General features: G+C 65.9%; 18 protein-coding genes and 1 tRNA gene. 6 read left to right on the forward strand and 13 right to left on the reverse strand.

Translation table 11 applies throughout. The annotated features are described in order from the left end of the window. Positions 1–33: 33 nt before the first annotated feature. From LGR44_RS17350 to LGR44_RS17360, 3 genes are read right to left on the reverse strand one after another with little or no spacing between them, the layout of a single operon-like run. Positions 34–2253: a xanthine dehydrogenase family protein molybdopterin-binding subunit gene (locus tag LGR44_RS17350; RefSeq protein ID WP_226741963.1), complete on the reverse strand. Its 2220-nt coding sequence runs from the start codon at positions 2251–2253 to the stop codon at positions 34–36. After that, a complete protein-coding gene (locus LGR44_RS17355; protein WP_226741964.1) occupies positions 2250–3227 on the reverse strand; it encodes an FAD binding domain-containing protein in 978 nt (325 codons plus the stop codon). The genes LGR44_RS17350 and LGR44_RS17355 overlap by 4 nt, the downstream gene beginning before the upstream one ends. A 2-nt stretch (positions 3228–3229) precedes the next feature. Next, positions 3230–3775, reverse strand: a complete 546-nt coding sequence (locus LGR44_RS17360) for a (2Fe-2S)-binding protein (RefSeq protein ID WP_226742088.1) — start codon at positions 3773–3775, stop codon at positions 3230–3232. A 303-nt stretch (positions 3776–4078) separates the two neighbouring features. Between LGR44_RS17360 and LGR44_RS17365 the strand changes: the two genes are divergently transcribed. Next, entirely contained in the window at positions 4079–5008 is a 930-nt protein-coding gene (locus tag LGR44_RS17365; RefSeq protein ID WP_226741965.1) for an AraC family transcriptional regulator, read from the forward strand. A gap of 243 nt (positions 5009–5251) precedes the next feature. Here LGR44_RS17365 and LGR44_RS17370 read toward each other — a convergent pair whose 3' ends face one another. Together LGR44_RS17370 and LGR44_RS17375 are read right to left on the reverse strand one after the other, a co-directional pair. Beyond that, on the reverse strand, positions 5252–6691 hold the full coding sequence (locus LGR44_RS17370; RefSeq protein ID WP_226741966.1) for an IS1182 family transposase: 1440 nt from the start codon (positions 6689–6691) through the stop codon (positions 5252–5254). Between the two features lie 343 nt (positions 6692–7034). Beyond that, positions 7035–7106 (reverse strand) — tRNA-Lys (locus tag LGR44_RS17375). 248 nt (positions 7107–7354) lie between these two features. Between LGR44_RS17375 and LGR44_RS17380 the strand changes: the two genes are divergently transcribed. Then, positions 7355–9745: a transketolase-like TK C-terminal-containing protein gene (locus tag LGR44_RS17380; RefSeq protein WP_226741967.1), complete on the forward strand. Its 2391-nt coding sequence runs from the start codon at positions 7355–7357 to the stop codon at positions 9743–9745. 82 nt (positions 9746–9827) lie between these two features. Here LGR44_RS17380 and LGR44_RS17385 read toward each other — a convergent pair whose 3' ends face one another. The 7 genes from LGR44_RS17385 to coaD all read right to left on the reverse strand — a co-directional run bounded on the left by LGR44_RS17385 (position 9828) and on the right by coaD (position 14798). Continuing rightward, positions 9828–10190: a hypothetical protein gene (locus tag LGR44_RS17385; RefSeq protein WP_226741968.1), complete on the reverse strand. Its 363-nt coding sequence runs from the start codon at positions 10188–10190 to the stop codon at positions 9828–9830. A gap of 66 nt (positions 10191–10256) precedes the next feature. Beyond that, entirely contained in the window at positions 10257–11438 is a 1182-nt protein-coding gene (tgt, locus tag LGR44_RS17390) for a tRNA guanosine(34) transglycosylase Tgt (RefSeq protein ID WP_226741969.1), read from the reverse strand. A 52-nt stretch (positions 11439–11490) separates the two neighbouring features. Next, positions 11491–12570 (reverse strand): tRNA preQ1(34) S-adenosylmethionine ribosyltransferase-isomerase QueA, encoded by a 1080-nt coding sequence (gene queA, locus LGR44_RS17395; RefSeq protein ID WP_226741970.1) that lies wholly within the window; start codon positions 12568–12570, stop codon positions 11491–11493. Between the two features lie 114 nt (positions 12571–12684). Further along, a complete protein-coding gene (locus tag LGR44_RS17400; RefSeq protein WP_226741971.1) occupies positions 12685–13152 on the reverse strand; it encodes a peptidylprolyl isomerase in 468 nt (155 codons plus the stop codon). A gap of 53 nt (positions 13153–13205) precedes the next feature. Continuing rightward, positions 13206–13721 carry a hypothetical protein gene (locus tag LGR44_RS17405; RefSeq protein ID WP_226741972.1) on the reverse strand — a complete coding sequence of 172 codons (516 nt, stop codon included), beginning with the start codon at positions 13719–13721 and terminating at the stop codon, positions 13206–13208. After that, positions 13721–14269, reverse strand: a complete 549-nt coding sequence (locus tag LGR44_RS17410) for a peptidylprolyl isomerase (RefSeq protein ID WP_226741973.1) — start codon at positions 14267–14269, stop codon at positions 13721–13723. The genes LGR44_RS17405 and LGR44_RS17410 overlap by 1 nt, the downstream gene beginning before the upstream one ends. Before the next feature lie 28 nt (positions 14270–14297). Beyond that, positions 14298–14798 (reverse strand): pantetheine-phosphate adenylyltransferase, encoded by a 501-nt coding sequence (gene coaD / locus LGR44_RS17415; protein WP_226741974.1) that lies wholly within the window; start codon positions 14796–14798, stop codon positions 14298–14300. Positions 14799–15426: 628 nt separating this feature from the next. Between coaD and tyrS the strand changes: the two genes are divergently transcribed. Continuing rightward, the gene (tyrS, locus tag LGR44_RS17420) at positions 15427–16677 is read left to right on the forward strand and encodes a tyrosine--tRNA ligase (protein ID WP_226741975.1); all 1251 of its coding nucleotides are present in this window, start codon (positions 15427–15429) and stop codon (positions 16675–16677) included. Between the two features lie 209 nt (positions 16678–16886). On the opposite strand, the gene gyrA is transcribed toward tyrS, so the two are convergent. Further along, the gene (gyrA, locus tag LGR44_RS17425; RefSeq protein WP_404809948.1) at positions 16887–19586 is read right to left on the reverse strand and encodes a DNA gyrase subunit A; all 2700 of its coding nucleotides are present in this window, start codon (positions 19584–19586) and stop codon (positions 16887–16889) included. A 381-nt stretch (positions 19587–19967) separates the two neighbouring features. On the opposite strand from gyrA, the gene LGR44_RS17430 reads away from it, so the two are divergent. The 3 genes from LGR44_RS17430 to LGR44_RS17440 all read left to right on the forward strand — a co-directional run bounded on the left by LGR44_RS17430 (position 19968) and on the right by LGR44_RS17440 (position 23983). Next, positions 19968–20525, forward strand: coding sequence for a LemA family protein (locus tag LGR44_RS17430; protein WP_226741977.1), 558 nt, complete (start codon positions 19968–19970; stop codon positions 20523–20525). Between the two features lie 8 nt (positions 20526–20533). After that, positions 20534–21562, forward strand: coding sequence for a M48 family metallopeptidase (locus LGR44_RS17435; RefSeq protein ID WP_226741978.1), 1029 nt, complete (start codon positions 20534–20536; stop codon positions 21560–21562). A 177-nt stretch (positions 21563–21739) separates the two neighbouring features. Further along, a complete protein-coding gene (locus LGR44_RS17440) occupies positions 21740–23983 on the forward strand; it encodes a PAS domain-containing sensor histidine kinase (protein ID WP_226741979.1) in 2244 nt (747 codons plus the stop codon). The last annotated feature ends 6 nt before the right edge of the window (positions 23984–23989 follow it).

Consider the following 23989-nt stretch of genomic DNA (forward strand, 5'->3'; position numbering starts at 1 on the left):
GGACCCTGCCACGACTCATCGCCACTTGCCGCCTCAAGCGGTCAGAAGGTCCTCAATGCGGATCGGCAGGTGACGCACACGTTTGCCCGTGGCGTGATAGATCGCATTTGCGATTGCGGGGGCCATTCCGACGAGGGCGATCTCACCCAGGCCCTTCACCCCGAGCGTGTTGACGTGCGGATCGTTCTCGTCGACGAACAGCGCCTCGAGCTGCCCGATGTCCAGGTTCACCGGCATGAGGTAGTCGGCCATGTGGGCATTGACCGGACGTCCGTCGCGCGCATCGAGGGCCGTCTGCTCCATCAGGGCCATACCGATCCCGCCGATCATGCCGCCGGTGCACTGGCTTGAGGCCAGGAGCGGGTTGACAATACGGCCCGCCCCATAGGCGCCGAGGGCCCGACGCACCCGGATCGTGCCGACGTCCGGGTCGATAGCCACCTCCGCGAACACGGCCCCGAACGAGTGCATCGAGTAGCGCCGGGCAGCCTCGGGATCACGGTAGTTGGAAGCATGGGCTTCGATGGGCTGCCCGCTGCCCGCGAGGATGTCGCGATAGGACTGCCCCGCGGAGGCGTCCCCAAGGCGGCGTACGCTTCCGCCGATCCACTCGACGCCCTCCAGGGCCGCGCCGAACACCGGGGAACGCTGGTCAGCGATTGCACGCCGCGCGACCTCGTCCCGCGCGGCGAGGCAGGCGGCACAGACCGCCGAGCCGACCGAGGCCATCGTCATGGAGCCGCCATGCGGTGGCGCGGGCGGGAAGTCCGAGCGTCCGATGCTGACGCGCACCTGTTCGACGGGGATCCCGAGCGTCTCGGCCGCCACCTGCGTCATCGACGTGTAGGTGCCCGGTCCCATGTCGCTTGCCGCGACCTCGACCGCGGCGGTGCCGTCCGCATGCAGCCGGACCCGGGCACTCGTGGGGAGGTACCACACCGGGTACGTAGCTGAGGCGACACCCATCCCAACCAGCAGGCGCCCGTCCCGCATGGAGCGCGGCGTCGGGGAGCGGCGGGACCAGCCGAAGCGTTCGGCACCGCGCTCATAGCACTGCACCAGGGAGCGGCTGGAGAAGGGCTTGTTCTCGCCCTCGTCCATGGTCGGCTCGTTGCGGCGCCGCAGCTCGATCGGGTCGACGCCTAATTCGTAGGAGAGTTCGTCCAGAGCGGATTCGAGAGCGAACATTCCGCTTGACTCACCCGGACCGCGCATGTGGTTGGGGGTGCCGGTATCGAGCGGCGTCAGACGATAGCTCGTGCGCACGTTGGGGCACGAGTACATGTAGCTCGTGGCGGAAAGCAGCGCCTCGGTGAACTCCTCGTAGCGGCTCGTCTCGCCGTTGCCCTCGTGGACGATGCCCATAATTCTACCATCCCGGGTCGCCCCAATTGCGACGCGTTGCAGGGTGCGCGGCCGATGGCCGGTGGTGAAGAACATCTGTCTGCGGTTCAAAACAAGTTTGACCGGACGTCCGACCTGCCGGGCGGCCATGGCCGCGAGGGTCACGTGCGGCCATGTCCGGAGGGACGTGCCGAAGGCTCCACCAATGAACGGGCAGATCACTTGCACATTCTGAGCTGGTAGGCCGAAGATCGCCGCGATCTCGGCCTGCTCGTTCACGACGAACTGGCTCTTGCTCCACAGTGTCAGTCGGTCGCCCTCCCAGGCGGCGACGACCGCGTGCGGCTCCATGGGGTTGTGATTCTCGCGTGCCATGTCATAGGTCACGTCGACCTTCACCGGGGCATCCGCCAGCGCCCGATCCGCATCCCCTCGGGCCGCGTGGGAGTGGCCCCTGGAGCCGGATGGCTCGATGGTCTGCGCCTTCGGATCACGCGGATCGATGACGGGTCTCTCGGCCGAATAGCTCACGCGCAGCGCGTTGGCGGCACGCTCCGCGTGGTCGAGCGTATCCGCCACCACCACCGCAACGGGCTGGCCGTAAAACCGAACCCGATTGTCCTGGAGGACATGAAGCCGTTCCCCGACCTCCGGGTCGATGAAGCTCTTGTGGGGTCCGTATGCCAGGCGCGGGGCATTGAGGTGACTGATGACCTCCACGACCCCCGGCATGGCCCGCACGGCGGCATCGTCCAACGCCGTCACCCGGCCGAGGCCGGCGGTGGCACTGACGATCACGGCATGGAGCTGGGCGCGCTGGTTGAAGTCGGCCGCGTAGCGGGCGGCACCCGTGACCTTGGCCCGCCCATCGACGCGGGTCACCGGCTTCCCGATCGAGGTAATGGTCATGCCGTATCTCCTGCCATCTCGAGCGCGCGGACGATGGTTCTCGGCAGCAGCTCGACCTTGTAGTGGTTGTGCGAAAGCGGCCGGGTTCCCTCCAGTGCGAGGTGAGCCGCCGTCTCGAAGGCATTGCGGTCCTTGGCCTTGCCCCTGAGCGCCTCCTCCACCGCACGCAGGCGCCACGGGCGCGTGCCGACGCCGCCGACCGCGACGCGGGCTTGGCGGATGGTGTTGCCTTCCATCTCCAAGGCAACGGCGGCCGAGACGAGAGCGAACTCATAGGAGGCACGGTCGCGCACCTTGAGATAGCGGGCCTGCCTGGCATAGGGGCCGCCCGGCACCCGGATCTCGACGATCAGTTCGCCGGGACGTAGGGTGTGTTCGAGATGCGGCGTATCGCCGGGAAGCCGGAAGAGTTCCTCCACCGGGAAGGTGCGCTCGCCGCTCGGCCCCCTCACTCGCATCGTGGCGCCGAGCGCAACTAGGGCGACGGCAACGTCGGACGGATGCGTGGCAACGCAGTGGTCGCTCGTTCCAAGAATTGCATGACCGGCGTTGAGGCCATCGATGGCCGAACAGCCTGAGCCCGGTGCTCGCTTGTTACAGGCCGCGTCCAGCATCCGGAAGTACGGGCAGCGCACCCGCTGCAACAGGTTGCCGCCCATCGAGGCCATGTTGCGCAGTTGTGGTGAGGCCCCCTCGATCAGGGATTCGGCGATCAGGGGCTGGAGGCGTTTCGTCTCCGGATGGGCCGCCACATCGCTCATGCGGGCGAGTGCGCCGATCACGAGGTCGGCCCCATCCGCGCGGATGTCGGCCATCGGCAGGGCATTGATGTCGACCAGACGCTCCGGACGCTCAACCTCGTCACGCATCAGATCGATCAACGTGGTACCGCCTGCGATGTAGCGGGCGCCCGCCGCGGCCGCGCGGATCGCATCCTGCTCGGTCCGCACCTTCTCGAAGCTGAATGGAAGCATCGTCAGGTCCTCCCTGCCGCGTCGGCCACCGCCGCAACGATCCCGGGATAGGCGGCGCAGCGGCAGATGTTGCCGCTCATCCAGAACTGGATCTCGTCGGGCGAGGTGGCGTGGCCCTCCGCGATGCAGGCGACGCCCGACATGATCTGGCCTGGCGTGCAGAAGCCGCACTGGAACCCGTCATGCTCGATGAAGGCCGCCTGGAGCGGATGCAACTCATCCCCCCTCGCCAGACCCTCGATCGTGGTGATCTCGGCGCCATCGTGCATGACGGCCAGCGTCAGGCACGAGGTCACCCGCCGCCCGTTGATAATCACGGTGCAGGCTCCGCATGCACCCTGGTTGCAGCCCTTCTTCGTTCCGGTGAGGTCGAGCGTCTCCCGCAGGACGTCGAGTACCGATTGCCGGGGATCAACCTCGAACTCCCGTTCGCTGCCGTTGACGACCAGACGGACACGCGCTGTCGGTGCGGTAGCTGGACCGCCTGATGGGGCGGGTTGCGCGATCGCTGCGGGGGCGGCAGCAAGGGAGGCCGCCCCCCCGGCCATTTGCAGGATCGAGCGGCGGGAGGGACCGCGCTGGGGTGCGTCGTCTCCGGACAACGACCGCTCTTCGCCCGAGGGGGCATCATGGTTGGACTTGGTCATGGTGGCTCCTGGTCGGGATGCCGGCCGTGCCCGGCCGACGCTGTGTCGACTCTTGGGGAACTACGCGCTAAGGTTCCCCGACCCTAATCGAGCTCGCCAGTGTCGCGAGTGCTGCGTTTTGTACGTTAGTGCTCGAATTTGGGCCCTCACCCATGACCCACAGCATCAGCCCTCACGGGCATGTGATGTGAACGGAGCTCGCAAATGGCGACCGGAGCCTATGGCCAGCGCTTGGGCACGTCCGTTGGGGCCGAGGCCCCTCCCACCACGACCGTGCAAATCCTCCAGCGGGCGACCTTCGCGGCCACCCGCATTCAATGGGACGATCGGGCGGACGGGGTTGCGGCGGAGATCCCGCGGGAGGATGCCCATCTCTTGTGCTTGCAGCGCCGCGACATCCCGACCAATCCGTACTGGGTGGATGGTCGCCCGGTGCCGATGAGTCCGGTCAGGGGTGGCCAGTTCACGCTGCTTGACCTGAACCTCGGACACGCCTCGTTCCTGCGCGCGCCCATCGACTGCGTGGCGATGTATCTGCCGCGCCAGGCGCTCGATGGGATTGTGGAGGAGCACGGCCTGCTGCGGTTCGGGTCGATCAGTACCCCGCTAGGCGTCCCCGTCGACGATGCACGCGTCCGGGACCTGGGAGAATGCCTGCTGCCCGCGCTCGAGCGGCCTGAGCAAACCAACTCCCTGTTCGTGGAATACCTGGCGCTGGCCCTGCTCTCGCATCTAGTCGGCACGTACGGCGACGCGCCGGTCCGGATCCAGCTCAAGCGCGGCGGGCTCGCAGCTTGGCAGGAGCGCCGTGCCAAGGAAATCCTGACGGCACATCTGGACGGCAACGTCGCGCTTGATCGGCTCGCCAGCGAGTGCGGCCTCTCCCGCAGCCACTTCGCCCGTGCTTTCCGCATGACGACCGGCATGCCGCCGCACAAGTGGCTTTTGCAACGGCGCATCGAGGTCGCGAAGACCCTGCTCAGGACCACGACGCTTCCCCTCGAGGAGGTCGCGAGCCAATGCGGGTTTGCCGACCAGAGTCACTTCACACGTGTCTTCAGTCGGATGACGCAGGCATCGCCAAGCGAATGGCGGCGATCGTTCTCAGGCTTGGTTGTGCGGCCTGAGCGGTAGCACCCTTGCGATGCTTACCTTTGATTCCCGCGTGCGCACAGGAGGCAGGGAATGTCCGCTTGGGGTCTTGGTCGTGTCAAAACCCTTTGGCAGAAGTCGGATTGCGACGTTCCACGCTCCAAAGCCCTTCAACATCATCGGCGAGTGCGAACGGGCTGATTTATGACGGAACGAGGCTCGCAACCCCTGTAGGCGGTGTGTTCGACGCTTATGGGCTGGAGAACGCGGGCAAAGCTTCGCCCCCTATGCTCTGAGGGCGGCCATGAGAGGCTGGACACCCAGGATGTTCAGCACCCGGGTGAGATTGTAGGCCAGCACGTGCAGGGCCATCTCGCCAGCTACCCTCGGTAGGGTCTTCATCAGGAAGTGGGTGGCGCCCATGCGCATCTTGATCGTGCCAAACGGGTGCTCAACCACCTCCCGCCGCTGGCGCATCGCCTGCGGGTTCAGATCCAGCCGGCGCTGCACCGCCTCCAGCACATCCTCATGCTCCCAACGTACAATCCGGCGCTGCGGACCTGTGGTGCAATGGCTCTTGATCGGGCAACTCTGACAGGCGGTTGTCCAATAGCGCCGTAGCGTCAGTCCGCGCTCGACATTGCTGTAGTAGTACCGCAGTTTCTCACCGGCCGGGCAGCGATATGCGTCCTCCTCCGACAGGTAGACGAAGTCCTGCTTGCCGAAGCGGCCCTTGGACTTGGCACTCGACGTCATCGGTTTGGGCAATGTGACCGTAATCCCCGCCTGATCGCAGGCCAGGATCTCCTGGCTGTCCCAATACCCGCGATCTGCTACCGCTTCGAGCGTCTCCACCGCCAGGACAGCCTTCGCCTCCTTGCCCATGGTGGAAAGCTGGGCGAGGTCGCAGCCGTCGTTGGTCACCTCATGCGCCACAATCAAATGATGCTCGGTCTCGACCGCCACCTGCACATTGTAGCCCACCACGCCAGAGCCGCGCCCGCTCGTGGCCATCGAGCGTGCATCCGGATCGGTGAGCGAGATCTGCTGATCGGGAGAGGGCAGCATCTGCGCCTCCAATTCCGCTAGGCGCCGCATCTCCTGCTCGAGCCGGGCGATCTTCTCTTTCAGCCGGGTGGTCCTGGCCGCCAGCGCTTCTGTTGGTTCATGCCGGTCGGCGGTGTCGAGCTGCTGGAGATACCGCGCCACGCTCTCCTCGATCTGCGCCCGGCGCCGCTCGACCTTGGCTCGTGTGTAGTTCTTGTCGCGGTTGTTGACCGCCTTGAACTTGGAGCCATCGATGGCCACGCTGGCCGTGTTCAGCAGGCCCAGCTTGCGGCACAGGGTGACGAACTGGGCACAGACCTGACGGATGGCCTTCCCGCTGCTCTTGCGGAAGTTGGCGATGGTCTTGTGATCAGGAGCCAGGCGGCCGGTGAGCCACATCAGCTCGACATTGCGACCGGCCTCGCGCTCCAGTCTGCGGCTCGACTGCATGCGGTTGAGGTAGCCGTAGATGTACAGCTTGAGCAGGATGGCGGGATGGTACGACGGGCGCCCCGTGGCTTCGGGCACGACGCCGTCAAAGCCAAGCGCCCTCAGCTCGAGCGCGTCGACAAACGCATCGATGACGCGCACCGGGTTGTCCTCACCGATCCAGTCGTCCAGGCTTTCGGGAAACAGGGTGGTCTGGCTGCGATCCACGCCTTCAACAAAGCGTCTCATCAGATCCCCCAAACAAGTCCAGGGAGATCATATCATCGGCCGCGTTTTGACACAGCCAGGGTCAAGTTGAGACAGAACGCGGACTTCCTAAAGGTCTGCTTTGCCCCAGGCATTAGACAAGTGCTTCTGCTGATAAGTTCCGGTTATGTTGAGCTTAGCAACAGATGGCGAGCAGGCTAAAGCACTCCGGATCCACACTCGCTCCACGGTAGTGAGGTCAAGACGAGCCCTCAGAGATACGTGGTCGGCTGGTGTGCACGGGGTGCGCACGGCAAGCTCCGCACGCTTGGCGATTCACTCTCAATGTACCGCCAAACCCTTGCTGGTTATGGGTTTGAGAAAGTGAGCGCGGATGGGTTCGAACCATCGACCCGCTGATTAAAAGTCAGCTGCTCTACCACTGAGCTACGCGCCCTAAAGGGACGCTCCGAATGCGCCGTCCGCCGCCCAACCCCTTGTCACTCCTTGCTTTTCAGCGAAGGAACCCGAGCCGGGCCGCCAGACAATCAACGGGCTGAGCCGTGTGCCGCCGGAGGTGAGCCCGAAATAGGGTCTCTCGGCTGGCGGGTCAATCAAAAACGCTTAGTATGGGGAGCGAAATCCTCAACCGAGAAGCGGTGTGGGCCCGAGGGCCCCCTCCGCTCCCGCTTTCTGGGCACCCCGATGACCGACCCCCGCCTGCCGTATCTCTCCGAGTTCGAACGCAAGATTCTCTGGCTGTCGAGCTGGACCATTCACAACGCCAACCACCTGCGCCCCAACCGGGACGGGCTGAAGATCGGCGGGCACCAGGCTTCCTCCGCCTCGCTTTCCACCATCATGACGGCGCTCTACCTCGCCGTGCTGCGCCCGGAGGACCGGGTGGCCGTGAAGCCCCATGCGAGCCCCATCTTTCATGCGATCCAGTATCTCCTCGGCAACCAGACCCGGGAGAAGCTGGAGAATTTCCGCGGCTATAAGGGTGCGCAATCCTATCCCTCCCGCACCAAGGACATCGACGACGTGGATTTCTCCACCGGATCGGTGGGACTCGGCGTCGCTCAGACGCTCTTTGCCAGTCTCGTTCAGGACTACGTGAAGGAGCACTGGGCGAAGGAGCATCCGGAGGGGCGCATGATCGCCCTGGTGGGCGACGCGGAGATGGACGAGGGCAACATCTTCGAGGCTCTCCTGGAGGGCTGGAAGCAGGGCCTGCGCAACACCTGGTGGATCATCGACTACAACCGCCAGAGCCTCGATGCCGTGGTGCGGGAGGGCCTCTATGCACGATTCGAGTCGATCTTCCGCTCCTTCGGCTGGGACGTGGTGGTGCTCAAGCACGGCTCGCTCATGCAGGAGGCATTTCGCGAGCCCGGCGGCGAGAAGCTCCGCGACTGGATCGATTCATGCCCCAACCAGCTCTATTCCGCCCTCACCTTCCAGGGCGGAAAGGCTTGGCGCAAGCGCCTCCTCGACGATCTCGGCGATCAGGGGCCGGTGACCCGGCTCATCGAGAAGCGCTCCGACGAAGAGCTGGCGCGGCTGATGGGAAATCTCGGCGGCCATGACCTGCCGAGCCTGCTCCAGGCCTTCGAATCCATCGACCACGACCGGCCGACGGTCTTCATCGCCTACACCATCAAGGGCATGGGCCTGCCCCTCGCCGGGCACAAGGACAACCATGCGGGCCTGCTCACCCCGACGCAGATGGAGGGCTATCGCGCATCCGCGAAGGTGCGGCCCGGCCACGAATGGGACAAGTTCGAAGGCCTGAACCTGCCGGCCGAGGACCTTCAGCGCTTCCTCGATTCCGTGCCGTTCAATACGCGGGGCACGCGCCGCTTCGAGGCGCCGGCCATTCCCGTGCCGGAGGCATTGCCGACTCCCTCCCAGCCTTCCATGTCCACGCAGCAGGGTTTCGGCCTCATCCTCAACGAGCTGGCACGCTCGGATCTGCCGCTCGCGGACCGGATCGTCACGACCGCCCCCGACGTGACCGTCTCCACCAACCTCGGCGCCTGGGTGAACCGGCGCGGGCTTTTCGCCCGCGAGGAGATGAAGGACATCTTCAAGTCCGAGCGCATTCCATCCACCTTCACCTGGGATTTCGGCCCGAAGGGGCAGCATATCGAGCTCGGCATCGCCGAGATGAACCTGTTCATCCTGCTCTCGGCGCTGGGCCTGTCCCACTCCCTCTTCGGGGAGCGGATCCTGCCGATCGGAACGCTCTACGATCCGTTCATCGCCCGCGGCCTCGATGCCCTGAACTATGCCTGCTATCAGGATGCCCGCTTCATCGTCGCGGCCACTCCCTCGGGTGTGACGCTCGCTCCCGAAGGCGGGGCGCACCAGTCCATCGGCACGCCGCTCATCGGCCTGGCACAGGATGGCCTCGCCTCGTTCGAGCCGGCCTTCGTCGACGAGCTTTCCATCATCATGCGCTGGGCCTTCGACTACCTTCAGCGCGATGGCGAAGGCGAGCCCAACGAGCGCTCCTGGCTGCGCGACGAAACCGGCGGATCGGTCTATCTGCGCCTGTCCACCCGCACCCTCGACCAGCCCGGGCGCACCGTCACGCCGGAGCTTGCCGACGATATCGTGGACGGCGCCTACTGGATGCGCAAACCCGGCCCCAATGCCCAGGTGGTGATCGCCTATACCGGGACGGTTGCGCCGGAAGCCATCGAGGCGGTCGGGCTCATGGCCGAGGATCGGCGGGACGTCGGGCTGCTCGCCATCACCTCTGCCGACCGGCTCAACGCCGGCTGGACGGCGGCGCAACGGGCGCGGGAACGCGGTCTCGTCCACGCCCGCAGCCACATCGAACGGCTTCTCGGCGACCTGCCGCCCCATTGCGGCCTCGTGACGGTGATCGACGGGCACCCGGCGACGCTTGCCTGGCTCGGCTCGGTGCTGGGCCACCGCACCCGCTCGCTGGGCGTGGAGCATTTCGGGCAGACCGGCACGGTTCAGGACCTCTACCGGCACTTCGGCATCGACGCCCAGGGGATCATCGCGGCCGCCGAGATGATCGCTCCGGGACGGCCGATCCGGCACCTGAAGGCTTTGGGTTAGCAGGGAAACGGCCCGATCTCATTCCGGGCTCCCGGCCCGAGCCCGGAATGGAGCCTGTCCGCTCGCCTCGCCATCGGAGGCGTCAAAACAGCGGGTCGGGGAGCATTTCAGCCACAAGCCAAGCCGTGCAGAGCCACGACAAGCCGCCGAGGACGAGCATCGCCCCGGCGGAGATGCCTGCATCCCTGTCCGTCCAGAGCGCACTCATCAGCTTGCTCGGCTCCTCCGCGGCGCTCGCGGCGATTTCCGCAGAGCCGTTCGAGCCGGTGGTCGCGCCGCCGAACGTGAGCGCCCCCAAGGCCCCCATGCCGAGCGCCACATACATCGCCAAATCGAGCAACTCGGAATTCGCTCGAGTGCCGGTCAGCCAAGCTGCGACCGCCGTCGCAACGAGGGCCGCAAGGTTCAAGACGACCAGCCCTTTAGCGATGCGTCCCGCCTTCATTGCGTGTCGCCTCCGGCAGCGCGGCTCTCCTCACACGAAATCGGACCGCAGGGTTGGAGCGATGGCTCATCCTTCCGCCACCATGGCGGTATTGTCCACGTGTTCGCCGATATCGGCCTTGGCGTCGCGTTCGCCCTTCGCCCAGCCCTCCTTGACCTCGCCGACATAGTCTTCGAGCCGCCCTTCGGAGATGGCCTTGCGCAGACCCGCCATCAGATCCTGGTAATAGGCCAGGTTGTTCCAGGTCAGCAGCATCATGCCGAGGATCTCGTTGGAACGCACGAGATGGTGGAGATAGGCACGCGAATAGGTATTGGAGGCCGTGCACTTCGATTCCGGATCGAGCGGGCTCGTGTCCTCGGCGAACCTGGCGTTGCGCAGGTTCATGCGGCCGTGGCGGGTGAAGACCTGTCCGTGGCGTCCGGCCCGGGTGGGCATGACGCAGTCGAACATGTCGACGCCGCGGCGCACGGCCTCGATGATGTCGTCCGGCGTGCCGACGCCCATGAGGTAGCGCGGCTTCTCCTTCGGCATATGCGGCTCGACCGTCTCGATCATGCGCAGCATCACGTCCTGCGGCTCGCCGACCGCAAGGCCGCCGATGGCGTAGCCCTTGAGGTCGAGGGCCGCGAGCTCCTTCGCGCTCTCGATGCGAAGCCGCTCGACCGCCCCGCCCTGCACGATGCCGAACATCGCCTTGCCGGGCTGCTCGCCGAAGGCGACGCGGCAGCGTTCCGCCCAGCGCAGGGAAAGACGCATGGCCTTCTCGGCCACCTCGTCGGAACAGGGCAGCTTCACGCACTCGTCCAGCTGCATCTGGATGTCGGAGCCGAGCAGCCCCTGGATCTCGATGGAGCGCTCCGGCGTCAGCACATGGGTCGAGCCGTCGATATGCGACTGGAAGGTGACGCCGGTCTCGTCGATCTTGCGCAGGGCGGCAAGGGACATGACCTGGAAGCCGCCGGAATCGGTGAGGATCGGGTAAGGCCAGTTCATGAAATGGTGCAATCCGCCCAGCCGTGCGACCCGCTCCGCCCCTGGACGCAGCATCAGGTGGTACGTGTTGCCGAGCACCACGTCCGCGCCGAGTGCCTTCACCTGATCGGGATACATGGCCTTCACGGTCGCCGCCGTTCCGACCGGCATGAAGGCGGGCGTGCGGATGACGCCGCGCGGCATGCGGATTTCGCCCGTACGGGCCGCGCCATCAGTCTTGTTGACCGTGAAGGTGAAGTTTTCCGTGGTCATAAAAACCTCGCTGTCGCTCCCGCTTGCCGGGGCATCGGGACCGGTATGAGCGTCAATGCCGAAACAGCAGACTCGCGTCGCCATACGAATAGAAACGGTAGCCGGTTTCGATAGCATGGGAATAAGCCGCCCGCATCCGTTCCAGTCCGGCGAAGGCCGAGACCAGCATGAACAGGGTCGAGCGCGGCAGGTGGAAATTGGTCATGAGCACGTCCACCGCCTTGAAGCGGTAGCCGGGCGTGATGAAAATGGCAGTGTCGCCGGAGAACGGGGCAATGGAGCCGTCCTCCCGGGCCGCGCTCTCCAGCAGCCGGAGCGAGGTGGTGCCCACCGCAACGATGCGGCCTCCCCTCGCCCGCGCCTCGTTGAGCGCGCGCGCGGTCTCTGCCGAGACCGAGCCCCATTCCGCGTGCATCCGGTGTTCGGACGTGTCGTCCGCCTTCACGGGCAGGAAGGTTCCGGCGCCGACATGGAGCGTCACGAAGTGCCGTGCGATGCCGCGTTCATCGAGGCGGCGGAAGAGATCCTCAGTGAAATGCAGGCCGGCCGTGGGCGCCGCGACCGCTCCCTCGTCCCGGGCATAGACGGTCTGGTAGTCGGTCCTGTCCTTGTCGTCGGTGGCGCGCTTGCCCGCGATATAGGGCGGCAACGGCAGCTCCCCGAGCCGGGCAATGGCCTCGTCCAGAAAGGGGCCGGAGAAGGAGAAGCGTAGGGTAACGTCGCCGCCCTCGCCCTTTTCCTCGACCTCCGCATCGAGGCGCACAAGTTCGCAGGCCGTGCTTTCGGACGCCTCGCCGAAACGGATCCGGTCGCCGACCTGAAGCTTCTTGGCCGGCCGGGCGAAGGCGCGCCAGCAATCCGCCCCCTCCCGCTTATGCAGCATGATCTCGACCCGCGCCGCCGTTTCCTCGCGCACGCGCAGGCCGTAGAGACGGGACGGAATGACCTTGGTGTTGTTGAGGACGAGCACGTCCCCCGGCCGCAGGAGATCCGGCAGATCGCGGACGATGCGATCTTCAGGTGTCTCCTCTTCGGGCCGCACCACGAGCATGCGCGCGGCATCCCGCGGCTCCACGGGGCGCAGCGCGATGCTGGATTCGGGAAGGTCGAAATCGAAGAGGTCGACGCGCATGGGGGATCCCGCTCTCCACGCGACCCCGGGGCTCTCCCCGGGGACATCCATTAGCTCAAGGCGTGGATGGCCGGATCGTGTCCGGCCATGAGGAGAGTTGATGCGGAACGGCTCTTACGCCGCGTCCGCCGCAACCTTCATGGACACGATCCGGTCGGGATCGCGCACGGGCTCGCCGCGCTTGATCTTGTCCACGTTCTCCATGCCCTCGGTGACCTTGCCCCAGACGGTGTACTGCTTGTCGAGGAAGCGGGCGTCGTCGAAGACGATGAAGAACTGCGAGTTCGCAGAATTCGGGGCATTGGTGCGGGCCATGGAGCAGACGCCGCGCACGTGAGGCTCGGCGTTGAACTCGGCCTTCAGGTCGGGCAGGTCGGAGCCGCCGGTTCCGGTGCCGGTCGGATCGCCGGTCTGGGCCATGAAGCCCTCGATCACCCGGTGGAACGGCACGTTGTCGTAGAATCCCTGGCGGGCCAGGGTCTTGATCCGCTCCACGTGGTTCGGCGCCAGATCGGGACGCAGCTCGATGACCACACGGCCCTTCGTGGTCTCCATGATGATGGTGTTTTCCGGGTCAGCCATGGGGTTCTCCTGTTCTGGCTTTCTAAGGGGGTGTCGTCCGACAGCCGTGCCGGTCACATAGGCCGGTTGTCGACAAAACGGAAGATGAACGGGCGTCCGGCTATGGCGGCACCGAGACCGTCCGTGAAGGGAAGCGGGGTGCAGCGCTCGAAAGCCTCCCCGACGGACCGGGTGAAGGCCTCCCGCCGGTTCCCGTCCTTCCCTGCCTTGTAATAGGTGGCGCGGGGTGGCCCGAGCACCTCGCCATTGCGCTTGAAGGCAACGCGCAAGGTGAGCTCCTGCCCGGAATATCCCTTATCCCGCGAGGGCTTCCAGCAGGCCTGGATGGCCTGGAAGACCTCACGGATCTTGTCGACGCGGCGTAGCGGGGTCGCATCGTCCTGGGGGTGAACCGTGCCGATGGAACCCTCCGGCAGCGGTAGCGGCGGCTCGAGCATCTGCTGCCGCTCATCCGGATCCCAGACGGGCGAAAACCCCTCGTCCTGGGCTGCCAGCGGGGATGCGGCGGCCAGGGCGAGGAGCAACGCGGCGGCACCCCGCCACGCTCCGGATGGCGGCAGGGCACGCATTACTTTGCGTCGGCGGCGAGCTGCATCTTCACGATCTTGTCGGGATTCGTGACCATGCCGTTGGCGGCCGGATCGCCCTTCTTGATCTTGTCCGCCACATCCATGCCGGACACCACCTCGCCGAAGAGCGTGTACTGGCCGGTCAGCGGGCCGCAGCCCTCGTAGCAGATGAAGAACTGGCTGTTGGCCGAGTTCGGGTTCTGCGAGCGGGCCATGCCGACGGAGCCGCGCTTAAACTGGGTCTTGGTGAACTCGGCCGGGATATTGGGAAGGTCGGACTTGCCGGTTCCGGTGCCGGTGGGGTCGCCGGTCTGGGCCATGAAGCCGTCGATCACGCGGTGGAACACCACGCCGTCGTAAAAGCCCTGCTTGGTAAGGGTCTTGATCTGCTCCACGTGCTTGGGCGCGAGGTCCGGGCGCAGGCGGATGGCGATGCGGCCGTCCTTGGTGTCGAGATAGACCGTGTTCTGCGGATCGGCCGCCTGCTGGGCGGCGGCCGGGACGAGGCCGGCGAGCACGATCGCTCCGGCTGCGAGCAAACGCTTCATGAGGTAGTCTCCTTCGAGGATTACGGCGTCATGGCCGCTTGAATTTGGCCCCTAACCGCTCGGCGACAAGGTCTGGCACGAAAGCCGAGACATCGCCGCCCATTCCGGCGATCTGACGCACAAGCGTGGCAGTGATGGGGCGAACGGGGGGCGAAGCGGCAAAGAAAACCGTCTGGACCTCCGGCGCCATGGCGGCATTCATGGACGCCATCTGGATCTCGTAGTCGAAATCCGTCCCATCCCGCAGGCCCCTGACGATGAGGGAGGCACCGTGACGCCGGGCGGCCTCGACGGCGAGGTCGCGGAAGGTCACCACCTCCAGCTCCACCCCCTGCCCCTGCAGAACAGGCCCGCAGACCGCCCGCAGCAGCTCCGCCCGCTCCTCGGCGCTGAAGATCGGCGTCTTCGAGGAATGGACCCCGATGGCCACCACGATCCTATCCGCCACACGGCAAGCCTGGCGCAGGACGTCCAGGTGGCCGTTGGTGACGGGATCGAAGCTGCCGGTATAGAGCGCGGTTCGGGTCATGCGCCTATGGCGTAGCTTGAGATGTGCAGAAGGGCAAGCTGTGCCGCAGCGCACAGCCGCCCTCGCCTTCCCATGCGAAAACCGCTGCGGCCTTGGAAAAGGAGGGTCCGATGATCTTTCGTCTTTTCGTTGTCGTTGTGACGGCAGCCCTCGTTCTCAGCCCTGCGGCCCTGGCGGCCTATCTGTGACCTGCCCCTTGCGGGCGGCCACGCTACTGGCCGACAGGAACAGGCCTAAGAGGAGAGTGGGAAATGGCGATGTGGCATGGGAGACGGTGCCCGGGCCCTAGGGGCGAAGCTCCTCTCATGAAGGTGTCGAGCGACCAGGGATCCAGCTCGACGAACCCGGCCATCGTCGCAGTGAGGCCGAAGGTGAAGGAATTCGGCATCGGCTATACCCAATAAGCACGAGTGGCTGCGCAGAGATCCCGTTGACCGGCGTGGGGAGAACGGATAGAAACTGCCACATGATCACACGCCGCAACCATTCCGCGAAGTATTATACGCCGTCCCCATAGGGCGGCTGCGTTTGGTTGTGACCTGACGATCCATGCCGCCGCAGTCCGGCGGCGTTTTCATTTCAGGATCGGTCTCCGGCCTGCGGCTCACCCCGAGCCAAGGAGACCACGATGACCAGTCCCACCTCTGCCTTCCTGAAGACGCTCACCGAGCGCGGCTTCATTCATCAATGCACCGACCTCGCGGCCCTCGACGAGCGGCTGTCGGCGGGGCCTATCGCGGCTTACGTCGGCTTCGACGCAACCGCCGACAGTCTGCACACGGGGCACCTCCTGCCGATCATGACCCTGCGCTGGCTGCAGCGTTCGGGCCACAAGCCGGTCGTGCTCGTCGGCGGGGGAACCACGCAGATCGGCGACCCGAGCTTTCGCGACACCAGCCGCCCGCTGCTCGACGACGACCAGATCGCAAGGAATATCGCCGGGCTGAAGCAGGTCTTCTCGCGCTACCTCACCTTCGGCGACGGGCCGACCGACGCGGTGATGGTGAACAATGCGGACTGGCTCGATCCCCTGCGGTACCTGCCTTTCCTGAGGGATTTCGGCACCCATTTCACGATCAACCGGATGCTGAGCTTCGACAGCGTGCGCCAGCGGCTCGAGCGCGAGCAGCCCCTGACCCTGCTCGAGTTCAACTACATGGTCCTGCAGGCGTTCGACTTCCTGGAATTGTCGCGCCAGCACGGCTGCGTGCTGCAGATGGGCGGATCGGACCAGTGGGGCAACATCGTCAACGGCATCGAGTTGGCCCGGCGCATCGACCAGCGCCAGCTCTTCGGCCTCACCACGCCGCTGCTGACCACGTCGGCCGGAACCAAGATGGGCAAGACCGCGGGCGGCGCGGTCTGGCTCAACGTCGAGCGGCTGAGCCCCTACGGGTTCTGGCAGTTCTGGCGCAACACCGAGGACGACGACGTCGCGCGCTTTCTGCGCCTCTTCACCGAGCTTCCCCTCGACGAGGTGCAACGCCTCGGCCGCCTGAGGGGCACCGAGATCAACGAGGCGAAGCGCATCCTCGCCACGGAGGTCACGCGCCTCGCCCACGGCGACGAGGCGGCGCGGGAGGCCGAGGAGACGGCGCATCGCACCTTTGTCGAGGGAGATTCGACGGCAGGCTTGCCGAGCATCGAACTGCCGAGTGCCGAACTGGAAGCGGGGGTGCCCGTGGCAAACCTTCTTCATCTCGCCGGCTTGGCTTCCTCGCGGAGCGAGGGCCGGCGACTGATCAAGGGCGGCGGCGCAAGGCTGAATGGCACCTCCGTCACCGACGAGGCCGCCATCGCCACGAGCGCCGACCTACGCGACGGAACGCTGATCCTGGCGGCGGGACGGAAGAGGCACGTGGCGGTCCGTGTGGCGTGATGATCTCCGGTACCGCTATCGGCTGCATAGCGGTGCGGGGCGTCCATGGGCGTACCGGTGCCGGATCGGGGCCAACTCGGTCCTGTTCCATTGCCAGACCCTGGCACTGACAGGCTCAGTCCGCACCTGCGGTAGCGAAAATACCTGAAACAGAAATGGCCGGGACCGTGCCCGGCCATTTCGATTCTCAAGGCTCTGTGCAGGTGGCCTTACTCCTCGCCGCCCTCGGCCACATCGCCGGCATCGCCGTTGGCTTCGAGATCGCCGTCTTCCGCGTCCTCGCCCTCGATGTGCTCCACCGAGACGACCTTCTCCTTGCCCTTGGTGGAGAAGACGGTGACGCCCTGCGAGTTGCGGCCGACGGTGCGGATGCCGTCCACCGGCACGCGGATCAGCTGGCCCGCATCGGTGACGAGCATGATCTGGTCGGCGTTCTCCACCGGGAAGGAGGCGACGAGCTGACCGTTACGGCTGTTGACCGCCATGGCCGTGATGCCTTTGCCGCCGCGTCCGGTGATACGGTACTCGTAGGACGAGGTCCGCTTGCCGAAGCCCTTCTCGGAGAGCGTCAGGATGAACTGCTCCTGCGCGCTCATCTCCGTGTAGCGCTCCATCGACAGGGCCTCGGCTGCGACGTTCTCCTCGTCGCCTCCGTTGCCGTTCTCGGCCCCGTTCTCACCGTTGCCCTGCTCGCCCGTGATGGCGCGACGCATCTTAAGATAGCCGGCGCGCTCCTCACCGGTAGCCTCCACGTGGCGCAGGATCGCCATGGAGATGATCCGGTCGCCCTCGGCCAGGTTGATGCCGCGCACGCCCATGGAGTCGCGCCCCTTGAACACGCGCACCTCGGGAACCGGGAAGCGGATGCACTGGCCTCTGGCCGTGGTCAGAAGCACATCGTCGTTCTCGGTGCAGATCTGCACGTCGACGATGTGCTCGCCCTCGTCCAGCTTCATGGCGATCTTGCCGCCGCGATTGACCTGCACGAAGTCGGACAGCTTGTTGCGGCGGACCGTGCCGCGGGACGTGGCGAACATCACGTCGTACTTGTCCCAGGACGCCTCGTCCTCGGGCAGCGGCATGATGGTGGTGATGCGCTCACCCTGACGCAGCGGCAGCATGTTCACCAGCGCCTTGCCCTTGGCGTTCGGGGCGGCGAGCGGCAGGCGCCACACCTTCTCCTTGTAGGCCTGTCCTTCGGACGAGAAGAAGATCACCGGCGTGTGCGTGTTGGCCACGAACAGGCGGGTCACGAAATCCTCGTCCCTCGTGGACATGCCGGAGCGGCCCTTGCCGCCGCGGCGCTGCGCCCGGTAGGTCGAGAGCGGAACGCGCTTGATGTAGCCGGCATGGGACACGGTCACGACCATGTCCTCGCGGGCGATCAGGTCCTCGTCGTCCACGTCCGAGTCCCAATCGACGATCTGGGTCCGGCGCGGGGTCGCGAAGGAATTGCGCACTTCCGTGAGTTCGTCGCGGATGATGCCCATGATGCGCACCCGCGAGCGCAGGATCTCGAGATAGTCCGAAATCTCGGCCGCGAGCTTGGACAGCTCGTCGCCGATCTCGTCCCGGCCGAGCGCGGTGAGGCGCTGCAGGCGCAGGTCGAGGATGGCGCGGGCCTGGGTCTCGGACAGGCGGTAGGTGCCGTCCTCGTTGATCTTGTGGCGCGGGTCGTCCACGAGCGCGATCAGCGGCGCGATATCGTGCGCAGGCCAGTCGCGGCCCATGAGGGCCTCGCGGGCGGCGTTCGGGTCGGGCGCCGTGCGGATGAGACGGATCACCTCGTCGATGTTGGCGACCGCGATGGCGAGGCCGCACAGCACGTGGGCACGCTCGCGGGCCTTGCCGAGCAGATACTTGGTGCGGCGGGAGACGACCTCCTCGCGGAACTCGATGAAGGCCCGGATCAGGTCCTTCAGGGTCATCAGCTCCGGCCGGCCGCCGTTGAGCGCCACCATGTTGGCGCCGAAGCTCGTCTGAAGCGGGGTGTAGCGGTAGAGCTGGTTGAGCACCACGTCCGCCATGGAGTCGCGCTTGATCTCGACCACGATGCGCATGCCGTCGCGGTCGGACTCGTCGCGCAGATCGGAGATGCCCTCGATCTTCTTCTCGCGCACCAGCTCGGCGATCTTCTCGATGAGAGACGCCTTGTTCACCTGATACGGGATCTCGGTGAAGATCAGGGCCTCACGGTCCTTGCGGATCTCCTCGACCTCGGACTTGGCGCGCATGACGATGGAGCCGCGGCCGGTCGTGTAGGCCGACTTCACGCCGGCGCGGCCCAGGATGAGAGCGCCCGTCGGGAAGTCCGGACCTGGGATGATCTCGATCAGCTCGTCGGTCGAAATGTCCGGGTTTTCGATGAAGGCCAGACAGCCGTCGATGACCTCGCCCAGGTTGTGGGGAGGCATGTTGGTGGCCATGCCGACCGCGATGCCGCCGGCGCCGTTGACGAGGAGGTTCGGGAACCGGGCGGGCAGGACCGCCGGCTCGTGCTTCGACTCGTCGTAGTTGGGGTTGAAGTCGACCGTGTCCTTGTCGATGTCCTCGAGCAGGGGCATCGCCGCGCGGGTCAGGCGGGACTCGGTGTAGCGCATGGCGGCCGGCGGGTCGCCGTCCACGGAGCCGAAATTGCCCTGCCCGTCCACGAGCAGGAGGCGCAGCGAGAAGTCCTGCGCCATGCGCACCAAGGCGTCGTAGATCGCCTGGTCGCCGTGCGGGTGGTATTGACCCATCACGTCGCCGACGATGCGGGACGACTTCACGTGCTTCTTGTCGGGCGTGTAGCCGCTTTCGTGCATGGCGTAGAGAATGCGCCGGTGCACGGGCTTGAGGCCGTCGCGCGCGTCGGGAAGAGCGCGGCTCACGATCACGCTCATGGCGTAATCGAGATAGGAGCGCTTCATCTCATCGACGATGGAGATCAGCTTCACGTCGCTGGCCGGCTGATCCCCCGCGGGAGGACCGGAGCGGATATCGTTCGGATCGGTCAAGGTAGGTCTTTCTAAATTCGTCTGCCCCTTCGCGAGAGGCGGCTTTCCGCCGCTTCATCAAGCTGTCTGGCAGCCCACGCGAATCCAAGTGAAATCAACTCGTTAGATGGGCGATTACAGCCGGATTTTCAAGGCATTTCAGGGGTTTTCCAAAGCCTGGAGAGCTTCCGGGAGGGCACAAACTGCCGCATGCCCGTGGGATAGGCGGAAAAACCGAACCTGAAATGCAATAACTTGCCGGAAAAGCTCGGCCGTGGCATGGGTAAACCCCTCGAAAACAAGGGGGCATGGGCAATGGATTGGGTTCTCTGGGGCGGCGTCGCCCTCGTCGTTCTCTACGGGATTTCGGTTTATAACGGTCTCGTCACGTTCCGGACCCGGGTGAACCAGGCCTTCGCCGACATCGATGTCCAGCTCAAGCAGCGCCACGACCTGATCCCGAACCTGATCGAGACCGTGAAGGGCTATGTCGTCCATGAGCGCGGCACCCTCGAAGCGGTGGTCGAGACCCGCAACGCGGCCCTGAGGGCCCAGGGCCCGGCCGACCAGGCCGCGGCGGAGAACGCCCTCTCGGGGGCGCTCGGACGCCTGGTGGCGCTCGGGGAGGCCTATCCGGACCTCAAGGCCAGCGCCAATTTCCAGCAATTGCAGACGGATCTGGCCGAGATCGAGGACAAGCTCGCCGCCGCCCGCCGCTTCTTCAACAACGGCGTGGCCGAATACAATGCCGCCATTCAGCACTTCCCGGCGGTGATCTTCGCCGGCCTCATGGGCTTCCGGCAGCAGGTCTTCTTCGACGTTGGGGAAACCCAGCGCCAGGCCCTCGAGACGCCGCCCAAGGTGGCGTTCTAGGCCGCCCCGTGCTCTCCGCCTTCGGCCTTTACACCCATATCCAGGCCAACCGCCGCCGCTCGGGCTTCCTGATCGCCGGGCTGTTCGTGCTGTTCTACCTGCTGGCCTTCGCACTCGCGATCCTGCGGCGGGCCTGGCTCGACGACGGAACGGGCAGTTTCGAGGCCATCCTGCAGGCGGCGGCCCGTGACAGCCTCTGGCTCGCGCCCGCCGCGACCGCTCTGGCGGCCCTGTGGGTCTGGTGCGGCTTCCGGCTCAACACCCTCATTCTCAATCTCACCACCGGCTCCACGGCCGTCACCCGGGCGGAGGCTCCCCGCCCCTATGCCCTGCTCCAGAATCTCTGCATCTCCCGCGGCATGACCATGCCGAAGCTGCGCATCCTGGAGACGACGGCCCCCAATGCCTATGCGTCCGGCACCCGCCCGGACCAGTACACGATCACCCTCACCCGCGGGCTCCTAGACACCCTCGATGACCGGGAGCTGGAGGCGGTGCTGGCGCACGAACTGACCCATATCCGCAACGGCGACGTGCGCACCATGATGGTCGCGGTCCTCGTGGTGGGCATCATCTCCTTTCTGGGCGAGATGATCTATCGCTGGCTCGCCAATAGCCCCGGGCTCTGGCGTGCATCGACCTCCCGCCGCTCCTCCGGCAAGGGCGGGGGCGGCGCCCGCCTCGCGGCCGTTCTGGTGGCCGTGCTCTTCATCGTCGTCGCCTGGCAGCTTTCGGTTGTGATCCGCTTCGCCCTCTCCCGCCGCCGCGAGTACCTGGCCGATGCGGGGGCGGTCGAGCTGACCAAGAACCCGGACGCCATGATCTCGGCGCTGCGCAAGATCGAGGGCAAGGGCGAGATCGAGGGTGTGCCCTCCGCGGTGATGGAGCTCTGCCTCGACAATCCCCGCTCGGGGTTCTCGGACCTTTTCGCCACCCATCCCACCGTCGAGGACCGGATCGATGCTCTGGTGCGCTTCGCAGGCGGACACCCGGTGATCGCCCCCGTTCTGGCGGAGCCGGAAGCTCCCGCCGCGTGAACAGCCCCCTGCCCCGGCCGGCACAGCCGGAACGAAGGGCGATGCGGCACTGGAGCGACATTCTGCGCATCTGCCCTAATTGTGTTCCGAGTTTATGGGAACAGGGAAAACCCGCCCCAGATTTCTTCAGATACCGTCCGCTGCAAAGGGCCTGTCGGCCGAGACCCGAGCACCCCCATGAAATACAACCCGACCGAAAGCCTCATCCCCGCGCCGCCGGCACAATGGCCGGGCGGCCGCGGGGAGATGGCCGGTCGCGTACGTGGCCATGATTGGGCTTCGACGCCGCTCGGCGCGGTCGAGACGTGGCCGCAGAGCCTGAAGACTGCCGTCGACCTGATGCTCGCCTCACGGCAACCGGTCTATATCGCCTGGGGGCCCGAGCTCACGTCGCTCTATAACGACGGCTACATCCCGATCCTCGGCACGAAGCATCCAGATGGTCTCGGGAAGCCTTATGCGGATCTGTTCGCAGAGATCTGGGAGGAGTACCGCCCGGTGCTGGCCGCCACGATGGCCGGCGAGGCGCAGCATTTCGTGGACAAGCCGGTGGGCCTGGCTGGCCGGACGGGTCTCTCGACGAGCTGGTTCACCTTCTCCTGGACGCCGCTGCGCGACGAGGCGGGAGCGATCGCCGGTTTCTACTGCGCAGCGACCGAGACGACCGAGAAGGTCCGCAACGAGGAAGCCCTGCGCGAGAGCAAGGAGGCGGCGCTGCGCCAGAGCGAAGCCCGCTACCGGACGCTGTTCGACTCCATGGATGAAGGCTTCTGCGTTCTCCAGCTCATCCTGGACGACGACGAAAGACCCGTGGACTACCGTTACGTCGAGACCAATCCCGCCTTCGAGCGCCAGACCGGCATGAAGGATGCGCTCGGCAAGACGATCCGGGAACTCGTCCCCGATATCGAGCCCTATTGGTTCGACATCTACGGCAAGGTCGCGCTCACGGGAGAGGCCACGCGGTTCGTCAATCACGCGCCCTCGATGGGCCGGTGGTTCGACGTCAACGCCTTCAGGATCGGCGAGCCGCACCGGCGGCAGGTGGCAGTGCTCTTCAAGGACATCGCGGACCGCAAACGGGCGGAAGATGCGCTGCGCCGAAGCGAGGAGCGGCAGAGGAGCGCATTGAGCATCAGCACGGTCGGCGTGATGTTCTGGGACGACAAGTTCGGCCTGACCGAAGTGAACGACGCATTCCTGAGCATGACAGGGTTCAGCCGCGAGGAGGCTCTCGGCAAGACCTGGCAGGAACTCACACCCGAAGAGTTCTTTCCGCCATCCCTCCGCGCCGTCGAGGAGGTCACCACCCGGGGAGAGAACACGCCGTACGAGAAGCAGTATTTCCGCAAGGACGGCTCCCGGTGGTGGGGGCTCTTCGCGGCCCGCAAGGTCGGCGACGAGATTGTCGAGTTCGTCCTCGACATCACAGCCCGCAAGGAGGCCGAGGCCGCCCTGCGGGAAAGCGAGGCGCGTTTCCGGCACATGGCGGATTCGGCGCCGGCGCTGATCTGGATGTCGGACGACCAGGGGCGGATCGTCTTCGCGAACATGCACTACGACTATCTCTTCGGACGTCCGGCATCGGAGATGACCGGAAGCGGCTGGCGCGACATCGTCCACCCGGACGACCTGGAGGAGTTTGAGCAGACCTTCCTCGAGGCGTTCCAGGAGCGCCGTCCGATCCAGACGGAGGTGCGGGTTCTGGACCGGCACGGCGCCGTCCGCTGGCTGCGCTGCGAGGGCGTGCCGCGCCTCGACGACGCCCATCGCTTCCTCGGCTATACGGGCTGCAACGTGGACATCACCGCGGCCAAGGTGGCGGAGGAGCGGCGCGACCTGCTCATCAACGAGCTGAACCACCGCGTGAAGAATACGCTCGCGACGGTGCAGTCCATCACCAGCCAGACCCTGCGCACGTCCGAGACGGCCGCGGAGGCCCGGGAGGCGATCGAGGGACGCCTGATCGCCCTCTCGCGCGCCCATGACGTGCTGACCCGAGAGAACTGGGAGGGAGCCGACCTCTACGAAATCGTGGAGCAGGCGGTGGCCCCCTATTCCAGCCAGGGGGAAGACCGGCTCCACCTGAAGGGCCCGGAGGTTCGCCTGCCGCCGCGCACGGCGTTGTCGCTCGCGATGATGCTGCAGGAACTGGCGACGAACGCCGTGAAATACGGCGCCTTGTCGAGTTCCGCGGGAGAGATCCGGATCGCCTGGGAGGTCGATCCCGCCGAGCCTCCACAGCTTCAGCTCCGGTGGGAGGAGAGCGGAGGCCCGCCTGTGCAGGCGCCTACCCGCCGGGGCTTCGGCACCCGCCTGATCGAGAGGAGCCTCGCCCAGGACCTCGGAGGCGACGTTCGCATCGTCTTCGCGCCCACAGGGGTGGTTTGCACCGTGGCGGCCCCGCTGGCGCCCGCCTGAGGCTTG

The organism is Microvirga lenta, assembly GCF_020532555.1.
Classification (GTDB): Bacteria; Pseudomonadota; Alphaproteobacteria; order Rhizobiales; family Beijerinckiaceae; genus Microvirga; species Microvirga lenta.